The organism is Streptomyces sp. CA-288835 (genome assembly GCF_050936385.1).
Taxonomy (GTDB): Bacteria; Actinomycetota; Actinomycetes; order Streptomycetales; family Streptomycetaceae; genus Streptomyces.
On record NZ_JBNJMW010000001.1, the window covers coordinates 6,277,371 to 6,290,902 of the forward strand.

The window sequence follows — 13,532 nt, forward strand, 5'->3', positions numbered from 1 at the left end:
CCCACGCGCGCGTGCGGGATTTTCGGCCGCTACTTGTGCGTGGCCTCGTACGCGCTGCCCCTGTCGATGCCAGTCCTCTGGTTGATGCCAGTCCGCTGAATGTCAGTCCTCGCCGTACCGGGGATCCACCGTCTCCGGAGTCAGCCCCAGAAGCTCTGCTACCTGCTCCACCACGACCTCGTGGACCAGGGCGGCGCGCTCGTCGCGTCCCTTGGTGCGGATCTCGACCGGACGGCGGTAGACGACGACGCGTCCGGGCCGGCCGTCGTGCGCCGCGATCGTGCCGCCCAGGGGTACCGCCTCGTCACCCCAGCTCCCGCCCCGCCCCAGTTCGAGGCGCGGCACCTCCAGGATCACGAAGTCGATGTCGGCGAGCTGCGGCCAGCGCCGCTCCAGCCGCTCCACGGAGTCCTGCACCAGATCCGCGAACACCTCGGCCCGGCTCGCGGCGAGCGGCACCTGGGGCGGCGCGACGGGTCCGCGCATACCCCTGCCGTGGCGGTCACGGCGGCGGGGCCTGGGGTCGGCGGCGCGGGGCGATACGGGGGGTACGGGGTTGTCCATCACTGACGAAGCGTAGTCCCCGTACGCCCGCGGTGCCCGGCCTCCACGCGGCTCCGCGACCGCCCCCGCGAGGCTGCCCGACCTCCATGAACCGGTCCCGCCGCCCGCACGCGGCCGTCGCCGGACATGTCGCTTGATGACCATTCCAGCCAAGCTTGGGCTCGTTTCCGTATCTCTACGAACCGTCGAACTCACGGCAATTGACATGGTTTGCACCAAGTAGTGATCGGGTGCGGGCTGTCCGGTATTTCGGCAAGGAACGTACGCGCAGGTCAGCCGGACTCGTGAGGATTTTCGTGTGGCCGTTGTCACAGGACGACACGGTGGGGTGACCTGGAGAAGATCCGTCGCGGCCCGCTCAAGAGTGCGGTACCGTCCAACGTCGTGAGCCCTGTACGTCGCTGTTCGCGCACCGCTTGCGGCCGCCCCGCCGTCGCGACGCTGACGTACGTCTACGCCGACTCGACCGCAGTCCTCGGCCCGCTCGCCACCTACGCCGAACCCCACTGCTACGACCTGTGCGCCGAGCACTCCGAGCGCCTCACCGCCCCGCGCGGCTGGGAGGTCGTCCGGCTCGCCGATGGCTCTGCTCCCTCCCGCCCCAGCGGTGACGATCTTGAGGCGCTCGCCAACGCGGTGCGCGAGGCGGCCAGGCCCCAGGAGCGTGCGGCGCAGGCCGGCGGAGCGCGTGGCGCGGACCCGATGGAGGTCGCACGCCGCGGCCACCTGCGGGTGCTGCGCTCGCCGGACTCCTGAACACTCTTTCCCTGATGGGAAGTTCACTCGGTGCACTGACGCGTGCGCATTTCACTCCATGCTGTAGGTGCATGCTGCACAGGCATTGACGAGCGCTTGTCGCGGACACGACCATTCCCTCACCCGTGAGAAATCAATTTCCGCATCGCGGAATCCGGGGAGGTTCTGTGTACGTCCAAGAACTGGAGCCCGTGGCCGATTCCCTCGGCCTGTCCGCGTTAGTCGCGGCTCTGCCCCTCGTCCTCGTCCTGGTCCTGCTCGGCGGCGTCCGCATGAAGGCCCACCTGGCCGGACTGATCGGCCTCGCGGCGGCGGCCCTGGTCGCCGCGCTCGCGTACGGCATGCCCTTCGGTCAGACGCTCTCCAGCGCCGCCCAGGGCGCCGTCTTCGGCCTCTTCCCCATCCTGTGGATCGTCGTCAACGCCCTGTGGGTGTACCGGATGACCGTCCGCACCCGGCACTTCGACATCCTGCGCCGCTCCTTCGGGCGGCTCTCCGACGACCCGCGGATCCAGGCCCTCGTCGTCGCGTTCTGCTTCGGCGCGCTCCTGGAGGCCCTCGCGGGCTTCGGCGCACCCGTCGCGATCTGCTCCGTGATGCTGGTCGCGCTCGGTTTTGAACCCGTCCGCGCGGCCGTGGTCGCGCTGGTCGCCAACACCGCGCCCGTCGCCTTCGGCGCGATGGGCACGCCGGTCGTGACGCTCGCCCAGGTCACCGGACTGCCCCTGGACTCGGTGGCCTCCGTGGTGGGCCGTCAGACGCCGCTGCTGGCCCTTGTGGTGCCGCTTGTGCTCGTCGGTCTGGTGGACGGGCGGCGCGGGCTTCGCGAGACCTGGGTGCCCGCCATGGCGTGCGGAGTCGCCTTCGCCGTGGCCCAGTTCGCCGCCTCCAACTATGTCTCCGCCCAACTCGCCGACATCGGCGCCGCCCTGGCGGGAGCGGGCGCCCTGGTGGCGATCCCCCAGGCGCGCAGGCCCGCCGCCGAGCCCGTACGTGTGGCTGTCCTGACCGGCGTACGCAGTGAGGACCTGGATGAGGAGGACCCGCGTCCCGAGGTGGTGCGGGCCTACGCCCCGTACGCCCTGATCGTCGCGATCTTCTCCGTGGCCCAGATCCCGGCGGTGAAGGACTTCCTGGCGAAGGCGACCCGCACCTTCGACTGGCCCTTCCTGAACGTCGCGAACCCGGACGGGGAGCCCGTCAGCGGCAACGTCTTCTCGTTGCCGATCGTCTCGACCGGCGGCACGCTCGTGCTGCTCGCCGGGGTGTGCACGGCGGTCGTTCTCGGTGTGCACGCGCGCGTGGCCGTCAAGGAATGGGTGGCCACCGTCCATGAGCTGCGGTTCGCGATCCTCACCGTGACATCCGTCCTGGCGCTCGCCTACGTCATGAACCTCTCCGGGCAGGCCGCCACCATCGGCCACTTCGTAGCGGCGGCCGGCGCGGGGCTCGCCTTCCTGTCGCCGGTTCTGGGGTGGTTCGGTGTCGCGGTCTCCGGGTCGGACACCTCGGCCAACGCACTCTTCGGAGCCCTGCAGGTCACCGCCGCACGGGAGTCCGGGCTCTCGCCGGAGCTCCTCGCGGCCGCCAACAGCTCGGGCGGCGTCCTGGGGAAGATGATCTCGCCGCAGAACCTGACCATCGCCTGCGCGGCCGTCGGCCTCGCGGGCCGCGAAGGGGACCTGCTGCGCAAGGTGCTGCCGTGGAGCCTCGGGCTGCTGCTGGTCATGTGCCTGATCGTGGTCGGGCAGAGCTCCGTCGTACTGGAGTGGATGCTTCCGTAGGCCCCGGTGCAAGCTCTCGGAGACCGACCGGGCGAGTGTCAGTCCCGGCGGGTAGTTTGGGGCATCGATGAGGACTCCAGGAGGGCCGGCCGTGGCTGCTGATCTGTCGCAGATCGTGAAGGCGTATGACGTACGCGGGGTGGTCCCGGACCAGTGGGACACGCCGCTGGCCGAGCTGTTCGGTGCGGCCTTCGCGCAGGTGACGGCCGCGAGCGCGATCGTGGTCGGGCACGATATGCGGCCCTCGTCGCCGGGCCTGTCGCGGGCCTTCGCGCGCGGGGCGGCGGCGCGCGGCGTCGCCGTGACCGAGATCGGGCTGTGCTCGACGGACCAGCTGTACTACGCGTCGGGGGCGCTGGGCCTGCCGGGCGCGATGTTCACGGCCTCGCACAACCCCGCGCAGTACAACGGCATCAAGATGTGCCGGGCGGGCGCCGCCCCGGTCGGCCAGGACACCGGCCTCGCCGAGATCCGCGAACTGGTCGAGACCTGGGCGGACTCCAGCGCCCCGGAGCGGGCGGCCACGCCGGGCACGATCACGCAGCACGACACGTTGGAGGACTACGCGGCGTACCTCCGCTCTCTCGTCGACCTGACCTCCATCCGCCCCCTGAAGGTCGTCGTCGACGCGGGCAACGGCATGGGCGGCCATACGGTCCCCACGGTGTTCGCCGGCCTGCCCCTCACCCTCGTCCCGATGTACTTCGAGCTGGACGGCACGTTCCCGAACCACGAGGCCAACCCGCTGGACCCGGCGAACATCGTCGACCTCCAGAAGCGCGTACGCGAAGAGGACGCCGACCTGGGCATCGCCTTCGACGGCGACGCCGACCGCTGCTTCGTGGTCGACGAGCGCGGCGACCCGATCACGCCGTCCGCGATCACCGCCCTGGTCGCCTCCCGCGAGCTGGCCAAGCACGGCGGCAAGGGCACCGTCATCCACAACCTGATCACGTCGTGGTCGGTACCGGAGGTGGTCCGGGAGAACGGCGGCACGCCCGTACGCACGCGCGTGGGCCACTCCTTCATCAAGGCCGAGATGGCCAGGACCGGCGCCATCTTCGGCGGCGAGCACTCCGCGCACTACTACTTCGCCGACTTCTGGAACGCCGACACGGGCATGCTCGCCGCCCTCCACGTCCTCGCAGCCCTCGGCGGCCAGGAGGGCCCGCTGTCCGGCCTGGTCGCCCAGTACGACCGCTACACCGGCTCTGGCGAGATCAACTCCACGGTCGACGACCAGAAGGCCCGCCTCGCCGCGATCAAGACCGCGTACGAGGGCCGAGAGGGCGTCACCCTCGACGAACTCGACGGCCTGACGGTCTCCGCCGCCGACTGGTGGTTCAACGTCCGCCCCTCCAACACAGAACCCCTCCTCCGCCTGAACGCAGAGGCCCGCGACGAGGCAACGATGACGAAGGTAAGAGACGAGGCACTGACGATCATCAGAGGCTGAGCGCCCGGTCTGTGGGCAGGCGTTCCGCAGGGCGATGGGGGTCCCCCCGCTCGAGCGAAGCCGAGAGTGGGGGAGGGTGGGCACAGACCCACCACCGGCCAGCAGCCGACGCCGTACACCCGCCCCGGCCGGGGTCTGGGGCAGAGCCGCAGCTTCGGGAAGGGGCGGGCCTGGGGAAAGAAAACCCACCCCACACGGCGGTACCCTGACCAGGCCACATCCGCCCACACCCCACCCCCGAAGGGACCCCAAATGCCGCTAGAAACCGGCCTCCTGGAGATCCTCGCCTGCCCGGCCTGCCACGCCCCCCTCAAGGAGCAGGACACCGAGCTGATCTGCACGGCACAGGACTGCGCCCTGGCCTACCCGGTCCGAGACGGCATCCCGGTCCTCCTGGTCGACGAGGCCCGCCGCCCCGCGTAGACCCCAACAACAGCGACCGGCGCCCGGAGGCTGCCCCACATGCTCGACGAATCACTGCTCGACGACCCGGAGGCGCTCGCCCGCGCCGACCGCCGCGAACTGCTCCGAGGCGCCGCAGAAGCAGGCGCCCGCGTACGCACCGCCGTCCGGCACGCCACCGAGGCAGGAATCGCCGAACTCAAGCCGGACGGCCGCCCCAGGGCCATCCTGACCGCGGGCCCCGGCCTGGCCGCCATCGGCGTAGCCGATCTGCTCGGCTCCCTCGCCGGCGCCGCCTGCCCCGTCACCCGGCTCACCCCGGGAGGCGTGGCCCCCGCCGCGGGCGCCCTCCTCTGGGAACTGCCCGGCTGGGCGGGCCCCGTGGACCTGCTCCTGATCACCACGCCCGACGGCAGCGAACCCGGCCTGTCGATCCTCGTCGAGCAGGCCTACCGACGCGGCCTCACCGTCGTCGCCGTCTGCCCGCCCAGCGCCCCGCTGACCGAGGCGATCACGGGCGCCCACGGCCTCGCCGTACCGATGGCGACCGCCCCCTACGAGCCGCAGGCACCGGCCGCCGCCTCGGCCCCCGGTTCGCTGTGGGCGCTGCTCACCCCGCTGCTCGCGCTGCTCGACCGTACGGGCATGCTGTCCGCCCCGCCCGACATCCTGCAGAAGGTCGCCGACCGCCTCGACCACGTCGCCGAACGCTGCGGCCCGGCCATCGCGACGTACAGCAATCCCGCCAAGACGCTCGCCGCCGAGCTCGCCGAGGCGCTCCCGGTCATCTGGACCGAGGGCCAGTCCGCCGGCCCCGCGGGACGCCGCTTCGTCGCCGCGATGGCGGAACTGGCGGGCCGCCCCGCGCTCACCGCCGAGCTTCCCGAGGCGCTCGCCGCGCACAGCGTGCTGCTCTCGGGTGCGCTGGCAGCCGGCGCCGACCCCGACGACTTCTTCCGTGACCGCGTAGAGGAGGCGCAGGCCCTCCACGCGCGCGTGGTCCTGCTGCGCGACCGCCCCGCCGGAGGCCGCACCGCAGCCCCCGCCGCCCGCGACCTCGCCCTCAGTCACGACACCGCGATCAGCGAACTCGAACCCGAGGACGGCAGCGACCTGGAGACCCTCGCGGAACTGATCGCCATCACGGATTTCGCCGCTGTTTACCTGGCGCTCACCGCGGGAGCCTGATGCTTGCCCGGCAGCCGATCACCGTGGACGCGTGACCGCGAGAACTACAGAGAGCGCAGAAGGAACCCCATGGACCGCCTCGACAACACCATCCGTCCCTACGCCTGGGGCTCCACCACCGCCATCCCGCGGCTCCTGGGCGTAGAGCCGACCGGCGAGCCGCAGGCCGAGATGTGGATGGGCGCCCACCCCGGCGCGCCCTCACGCACGGCCCGCGGCCCCCTCACCGAGCTCATCGAGGTGGCCCCCGAGCGCGAACTGGGTGCCGAGACGGTCGCCAAGTTCGGCCCGCGCCTGCCGTTCCTCCTCAAGATCCTCGCCGCCGGCGCCCCCCTCTCTCTCCAGGTGCACCCCAACCTGGCCCAGGCCAAGGAGGGTTACGAGGACGAGGAGCGCCGCGGCGTCCCGATCGACGCCCCGCACCGCAACTACAAGGACGCCAACCACAAGCCCGAACTGATCTGCGCGCTCACGGAGTTCGACGGCCTTTGCGGATTCCGGGCCCCGGCCGAGGCCGGGGACCTGCTCGCGGCCCTGGAGATCGACTCCCTCAAGCCGTACGTCGACCTGCTGCACGCCCACCCCGAGGACGCCGCCCTGCGCGAGGTGCTGACGGCCGTCCTGTCCGCGGACCCCGAGCAGATGGCCACGACGGTCACCGAAGCCACCGCGGCCTGCACACGCCTCGGCGGCCCGCACGCCCCGTACGCCGAAATCGCCCACCACTACCCGGGCGACCCGGGCGTCATCGCCGCGATGCTGCTCAACCACGTCCGACTCCAGCCCGGCGAGGCCCTGTTCCTCGGCGCCGGCGTCCCGCACGCGTACCTGAACGGCCTCGGCGTCGAGATCATGGCCAACTCCGACAACGTCCTGCGCTGCGGCCTCACCCCCAAGCACGTGGACGTCCCCGAACTCCTGCGGATCGTCCGCTTCGAGGCCAGCGATCCCGGCGTACTGCGCCCCGAGGCATCCCCCGACGGCGAGGAGGTCTACGAGACGCCGATCGACGAGTTCCGCCTCTCGCGTTACGTCCTGCCGCAGAGCACCGCGACCCACGAACTCACCCTCCGCACCCCGCAGATCCTCCTGTGCACCGCGGGCTCCGTACAGGCGGGCGAGCACGCCCTCACCCCCGGTCAGTCCGTCTTCGTACCGGCGGGCGAAAAGGCCGAAGTGTCCGGGACCGGCACGGTCTTCCGGGCCACTGTTGTGGCCTGAGACAGCCGTCGTAACGGCTAGTGCGACGGGCTGATGCTCCACTGTCGGACCGGACTGCAACAATGGCGCACCGCAAGGGCGGGCAGAGCCGGTCGGCAGGCGGAATGCCCCGGACGGCAGACGAAGGGATCTCAGGAACACATGAGCGCGTCAGGCGGCACCAAAGCGATCGTGGCGGCACTGCTCGCCAACCTCGCGATCGCGGTAGCGAAGTTCGTGGCGTTCATCTTCAGCGGCTCCTCGTCGATGCTCGCCGAGTCCGTGCACTCGCTCGCCGACTCCGGCAACCAGGGCCTGCTGCTGCTCGGCGGCAAGAAGGCCCAGCGCGAGGCGACCCCGCAACACCCCTTCGGCTACGGCCGCGAGCGCTACATCTACGCCTTCCTCGTCTCGATCGTCCTCTTCTCGGTCGGCGGCATGTTCGCGATCTACGAGGGCTACGAGAAGATCAAACACCCGCACGAGATCGACCACTGGTACTGGCCGGTGGGCGTCCTCGTCTTCGCGATCATCGCCGAGACGTTCTCCTTCCGGACGGCCATCGTGGAGTCCAACACCGTGCGGGGCAAGCAGTCCTGGAAGGAGTTCGTACGCCACGCCAAGGCACCCGAGCTGCCCGTCGTCCTCCTGGAGGACCTGGGCGCGCTGGTCGGTCTGATCCTGGCGCTCGGCGGCGTCAGCATGGCGCTGGCCACGGGCGACGGCGTCTGGGACGGCATCGGCACCCTCTGCATCGGCATCCTGCTCATCCTCATCGCGATCGTCCTCGCCGCAGAGACAAAGTCGCTCCTCCTCGGCGAGGCCGCCGGCGTGGAAGAGGTCCAGAAGATCGAGGCCGCCATCGTCGAAGGCGGCACGGTCACCCGCATCATCCACATGCGCACGCTCCACCTCGGCCCCGAGGAACTCCTGGTCGCCGCCAAGATCGCCGTCCAGCACGACGACACGGCCACCGAGATCGCCGCCGCCATCGACGCCGCCGAGTCCCGCATCCGCGAAGCCGTCCCGATCGCCCGGGTCATCTACCTCGAGCCCGACATCTACAGCGAAGCCGAAGCAGCCAAGGGCCCAGACCGCGAGGCAGCCCCGGGAGGCCCGACGGCACCGGCCGAGCACTGACCCCTCGGGCACGGATTCTCCGTACGAGCACCGGGTTCTCCGTACGAGAGGGGGCGCCCCCTCTCGTACGCACACACGCACTCTGGGCCCGCCGAACTGTCCGGCGGGCCCAGCGCCGTCCTGGCAGATGTCGCACGACCGCTGATTTCAGGCCCCGATTGAACCTTCCGCCTCCATCTCCCTGTCTCAATCTGGCCGGAGGCCGACTGGGGTCCGCTGCGCCGATCGGTGTAGATTCGTACATCGAGCCAGACGTCGCTGCTGATGGCGGTCGGGCGGCCCCAGCGGGCCGACCGAGGGAGAGAGGGCCTCCGACGGACTGCGCTGCGCACAGGCGCCGGGCATTCGTATGCTCGCCATCGCGCAGACCAGCCGTACACACCTCGACCCAATCCGAGGAGCAGCTCGCATGACGACTGTCGAGAACCGACAGGACTTCAAGGTCGCCGACCTCTCCCTTGCCGACTTCGGCCGCAAGGAGATCACCCTCGCCGAGCACGAGATGCCCGGCCTGATGGCGATCCGCAAGGAGTACGCCGAGGCGCAGCCCCTCGCGGGCGCCCGCATCACCGGCTCCCTGCACATGACCGTGCAGACCGCCGTACTCATCGAGACTCTCGCCGCCCTGGGCGCCGAGGTCCGCTGGGCCTCCTGCAACATCTTCTCCACGCAGGACCACGCCGCCGCCGCCATCGCGGTCGGTCCGAACGGCACGCCCGACAACCCCCAGGGCATCCCGGTCTTCGCCTGGAAGGGCGAGACCCTGGAGGAGTACTGGTGGTGCACGGAGCAGGCCCTGACCTGGCCGAACGCGCCCACCGGCGGCCCGAACATGATCCTGGACGACGGCGGTGACGCCACCCTCCTCGTCCACAAGGGCGTCGAGTACGAGAAGGACGGCAAGGTCCCGCCCGTCGACACCGCCGAGAACGACGAGCACCGCGTCATCCTCGAGCTCCTGCACCGCACCATTTCGGACGGCTCCCGTAAGTGGACGCAGCTGGCCTCGGAGATCCGCGGCGTCACCGAGGAGACCACGACCGGCGTCCACCGCCTGTACGAGATGCAGCGTGAGGGCACCCTCCTGTTCCCGGCGATCAACGTCAACGACGCCGTCACCAAGTCGAAGTTCGACAACAAGTACGGCTGCCGCCACTCCCTGATCGACGGCATCAACCGCGCCACCGACGTCCTCATCGGCGGTAAGACCGCGGTCGTCTTCGGCTACGGCGACGTGGGCAAGGGCTGCGCGGAGTCCCTGCGCGGACAGGGCGCCCGCGTGATCGTCACCGAGATCGACCCGATCTGCGCCCTGCAGGCGGCGATGGACGGCTACCAGGTCACGACGCTCGACGAGGTCGTCGACAAGGCCGACATCTTCATCACCACGACCGGCAACAAGGACATCATCATGGCCTCGGACATGGCCAAGATGAAGCACCAGGCGATCGTGGGCAACATCGGCCACTTCGACAACGAGATCGACATGGCCGGCCTCGCGAAGATCCCCGGGATCGTCAAGGACGAGGTCAAGCCGCAGGTCCACACCTGGACGTTCCCCGACGGCAAGGTGCTCATCGTCCTCTCCGAGGGCCGCCTGCTGAACCTGGGCAACGCCACCGGACACCCGTCCTTCGTGATGTCCAACTCGTTCGCGGACCAGACCCTGGCCCAGATCGAGCTGTTCACCAAGCAGTCGGAGTACCCGACCGACGTCTACGTGCTGCCCAAGCACCTCGACGAGAAGGTCGCCCGCCTCCACCTCGACGCACTCGGCGTGAAGCTCACCACGCTCCGCCCCGAGCAGGCCTCCTACATCGGTGTCGAGGTCGAGGGCCCGTACAAGCCGGACCACTACCGCTACTGAGCACCCTGCCGAGCAGCGGTACCACCGCTCGGCGCACGGATGTCAGCAGGCCCTCGCCGTCATGGCGGGGGCCTGTCCCCGATGAGGACCGAACCCCCATGCCCCGCGGCCGATATTCGCTCCACGATCCGCACGACCACACCCCCCTCGCTGAAGAGCACTTCCACTGTGCGCCCGGCCCCTCCGGCTGGCGCTACGTCTCCCAAGTGACCACCCCCTCCGGCGGCCCGGCCGGTTCCGTCGACCTCGCCCTCGACGACCTCGGCCGCCCCATCCGTCTCGAACTCCACGCCGCGAGCTGGCAGGTCCGAGGCGCCGCCCTCGACGGCGTCACCTGGGTCCGCACCGACCCCACGGGAACTCACGCCACTGAAGGCAATGTCCGCGCCCATGCCTTCACCGGCACATCCCCCGCCTTCCTCATCGCCACCGCGCGTCTGCTGCGCCTCACCCCCGATTCCTCCGCCACTCGCGTACGCCTCGTCGCCTTCACCGACCCGGTCTTGGCCCCGCGCACCGTCGACCAGTCCTGGGCCCTGATCAAAAGAGAAGCACACGCCACTGACAACGACCCCCTGACCGTGGACGAATACCAGGTCACAGCCCTGGACACGGGCGAGCAGCACACCGTCCACCTCTCCGGTGACGTAGTGCTCTCCGCACCCGGCATCGAACTTGAGGATCTCGACTCACCGCCGTCGTCGTTCACCTGACCGCCCGCAGGGCGTCCAGGTCACGCAGGCGGTACGAACCCGGTGGCGGGGCGCTCACTCCCGGCATCCCGCGGAGCTGCGGCGGGCGCCCCTTGCCCAGCCGACGGCGTCGACTCAGAGCCCGAGGGGTGAACCGCCGGGCTCGGGCTCGATGGATAGGCGGAGTGCGGCGGCTGCACCGCCGGATAGGCGGCAGAGGCGGCGGGCGGCATCTGGGTGGCGGCTTGGTCGGCCGACCCAGCCCCGCCCCCGACAGGCTCACTGCCGCCGAACGCCCGCCGGGCCTCCCGTGCCTGCCGCTCCTGCATCACGGCCGCCAGATACGCCGCTGGCGGCACCCCCTGCGGCGCCGGAGCTCCGGTGCGCTCCGCGACGTCCGCCGCGAGCCGCTCCGCCATCGCCCAGCCGACCTGCGGATCCAACTGCTGCATCCGCGTCAGATACTGCCGGACCGCCAGCCACAGCCCATCCGGAACCGCGGACAGATCAAGCCCGGAAAACCGCCCCGCCAGCCAAGGTGGCGGCGGAGGAACGAAAGGCGTACGCCCGGCAGGTATCCGCTCCCGCACGACCAGGGTCCCCGCGAACACATCCCCGAGCCGCCGCCCCCGAGCCGACACGAGCGACGCGATGCACGCCACGATCCCGAGCGTCATGAGGATCTCGACCACACCGACCGCCCCACGCACCAGCGCATGCCGGAACCGGATCGGCCCGCCGTCGTCCCGCACCACCCGCAGCCCGCACGCCAGCTTCCCGAGCGAACGCCCATGACTGAGCGTCTCCACCGCGATCGGCCCGCCCACCAGCACGAGCAGGAACGCCGCGATGGACACCGCCGTCTGCGCCGCCTCATCGAGACCAGCGGTGGAGACCACAAGTGCCACCGTCACAGCGATATACGCGGCCATCGCCGCCACCAGGTCGATCAGTACGGCCAACGCCCGGCTCGGCAGCTTCGCGGGGCGCAGCTCCAGTGCCACCGCCTCGCCCGTCACAAGCTCACTCACGCCCGCCGTCCTTCCCCGAACTGCCCTGAGAACAGCCAGTCTGCCAAGCTGAGGGCACATCGCGCCGCAGTGCGACAAGCTGACCACACGACGAACAGCCGAGGAGCAGCCAACCCGATGGACCTCGACGTCTTCGTGTCCGCCCACCGCGCCGAGTGGGACCGGCTCGACGCACTACTGCGCCGCCAGCGTCGCCTCACAGGCGCGGAGGCCGACGAACTCGTCGCCCTGTACCAGCGCACGGCGACCCACCTCTCCCTGATCCAGTCCAGCGCACCCGACCCCCAACTCACCGGCCGCCTCAGCCAACTCGTGGCACGCGCGCGTAGTGCCGTAACAGGCACACGCCGAGCCTCCTGGCGCGACGTAACCCACTTCCTTGCCTACGGTTTCCCCGCCGCGGTCTACCGCTCACGACACTGGTGGGTCCCCACAGCACTCCTCTCCACCGCGGTCGCGGCCATCCTGGGGTGGTGGATCGGCACCCACCCCGAGGTCCAGTCCTCGATCGCGGCCCCCAGCGAGCTACGGGAGCTCACCCGCCCCGGCGGCCAGTACGAGACGTACTACTCGAGCCACCCCGCGGCTTCCTTCGCCGCCCAGGTATGGACGAACAACGCCCAAGCCGCAGCCATGTGCCTCGTTCTCGGCGCCTTCTTGTGCCTGCCGGTCATCTGGATCCTCTTCCAGAACATGCTCAACCTGGGCGTGGGCATAGGCCTGATGTCGTCGGCGGGCCGCCTCGACACCTTCCTGGGCCTCGTCCTCCCACACGGCCTCCTGGAGCTGACCGCCGTCTTCGTAGCCGCTGGTACGGGTCTACGCCTCGGCTGGACTCTGATCGACCCGGGCCCCCGCTCCCGACGTGCGGCCCTCGCCGAAGAGGGCCGTGCCGCCCTGGGCATGGCGATAGGCCTCGCCCTGGTCCTCTTCATCTCCGGCGCCATCGAAGGCTTCGTCACCCCCTCCGGTCTCCCGACCTGGGCCCGCATCACCATCGGCATCCTCGCCGAACTGGCCTTCCTCGCGTACGTGTACATCCTGGGCGGTCGCGCGGCACGCGCCGGCGCCACGGGCGACGTCGAGGAGACGGAGCGCAGTGCCTCCGTACCGACCGCAGCCTGATGTGCAGGCACTCCGGCCGAGGTGTTAGCCTCGTATCTCGCCCCGCCGGAGCCGTTGACACGGGACCTGTGGGGAGGTAGATTTACACAGTTGCGCGGAGCTGGACAGCTTCGATAGCAACAGTGAGCGTCTATCTACTCGCTTCTTGGGATCCACTCCCGACGAAGCCCTCCCGATTATTCAGGAACGAGTGGCCGGTCAGGCCGGTCGAAAACTTCTGATAAAGTCGGACCAGCCGAAAGGGAGCCGCAAGGCAACCGAATAGGCAAGGCCCTCCAACTGGCCACCGAAACGAATTCCGAGCCGGAAACGGAACGGAAATGGGTT

At 70.2% G+C, this 13,532-nt stretch carries 12 protein-coding genes; 10 read left to right on the plus strand and 2 right to left on the minus strand.

What is annotated here, in order from left to right; translation table 11 throughout:
• Positions 1-102 precede the first annotated feature (102 nt).
• The gene (locus tag ACQEVY_RS28695) at positions 103-564 is read right to left on the minus strand and encodes a metallopeptidase family protein (RefSeq protein WP_432955446.1); all 462 of its coding nucleotides are present in this window, start codon (positions 562-564) and stop codon (positions 103-105) included.
• A 384-nt stretch (positions 565-948) separates the two neighbouring features.
• Here ACQEVY_RS28695 and ACQEVY_RS28700 point away from each other — a divergent pair, with 384 nt between their 5' ends.
• The 9 genes from ACQEVY_RS28700 (at position 949) to ACQEVY_RS28740 (ending at position 11,070) form a co-directional block, all read left to right on the plus strand.
• Positions 949-1,320, plus strand: a complete 372-nt coding sequence (locus tag ACQEVY_RS28700; protein WP_420907480.1) for a DUF3499 domain-containing protein — start codon at positions 949-951, stop codon at positions 1,318-1,320.
• A 167-nt stretch (positions 1,321-1,487) separates the two neighbouring features.
• Positions 1,488-3,104, plus strand: coding sequence for an L-lactate permease (locus ACQEVY_RS28705; RefSeq protein WP_432952266.1), 1,617 nt, complete (start codon positions 1,488-1,490; stop codon positions 3,102-3,104).
• Positions 3,105-3,195: 91 nt separating this feature from the next.
• A complete protein-coding gene (locus ACQEVY_RS28710; RefSeq protein WP_432952267.1) occupies positions 3,196-4,560 on the plus strand; it encodes a phosphomannomutase/phosphoglucomutase in 1,365 nt (454 codons plus the stop codon).
• Positions 4,561-4,812: 252 nt separating this feature from the next.
• Complete coding sequence (locus tag ACQEVY_RS28715) at positions 4,813-4,983, plus strand: Trm112 family protein (RefSeq protein ID WP_328771134.1); 171 nt, start codon at positions 4,813-4,815, stop codon at positions 4,981-4,983.
• A 39-nt stretch (positions 4,984-5,022) separates the two neighbouring features.
• Entirely contained in the window at positions 5,023-6,150 is a 1,128-nt protein-coding gene (locus ACQEVY_RS28720; RefSeq protein ID WP_432952268.1) for an SIS domain-containing protein, read from the plus strand.
• A gap of 69 nt (positions 6,151-6,219) precedes the next feature.
• Entirely contained in the window at positions 6,220-7,371 is a 1,152-nt protein-coding gene (manA, locus tag ACQEVY_RS28725) for a mannose-6-phosphate isomerase, class I (RefSeq protein ID WP_432952269.1), read from the plus strand.
• Between the two features lie 141 nt (positions 7,372-7,512).
• Positions 7,513-8,490 carry a cation diffusion facilitator family transporter gene (locus ACQEVY_RS28730; RefSeq protein WP_432952270.1) on the plus strand — a complete coding sequence of 326 codons (978 nt, stop codon included), beginning with the start codon at positions 7,513-7,515 and terminating at the stop codon, positions 8,488-8,490.
• Positions 8,491-8,899: 409 nt separating this feature from the next.
• Complete coding sequence (gene ahcY / locus ACQEVY_RS28735) at positions 8,900-10,357, plus strand: adenosylhomocysteinase (RefSeq protein WP_432952272.1); 1,458 nt, start codon at positions 8,900-8,902, stop codon at positions 10,355-10,357.
• 98 nt (positions 10,358-10,455) lie between these two features.
• Positions 10,456-11,070 carry a hypothetical protein gene (locus ACQEVY_RS28740; RefSeq protein WP_432952273.1) on the plus strand — a complete coding sequence of 205 codons (615 nt, stop codon included), beginning with the start codon at positions 10,456-10,458 and terminating at the stop codon, positions 11,068-11,070.
• Between the two features lie 20 nt (positions 11,071-11,090).
• On the opposite strand, the gene ACQEVY_RS28745 is transcribed toward ACQEVY_RS28740, so the two are convergent.
• Complete coding sequence (locus ACQEVY_RS28745) at positions 11,091-12,080, minus strand: RDD family protein (RefSeq protein ID WP_432952274.1); 990 nt, start codon at positions 12,078-12,080, stop codon at positions 11,091-11,093.
• Between the two features lie 117 nt (positions 12,081-12,197).
• Between ACQEVY_RS28745 and ACQEVY_RS28750 the strand changes: the two genes are divergently transcribed.
• A complete protein-coding gene (locus ACQEVY_RS28750; protein ID WP_432952275.1) occupies positions 12,198-13,205 on the plus strand; it encodes a stage II sporulation protein M in 1,008 nt (335 codons plus the stop codon).
• Positions 13,206-13,532 lie beyond the last annotated feature (327 nt).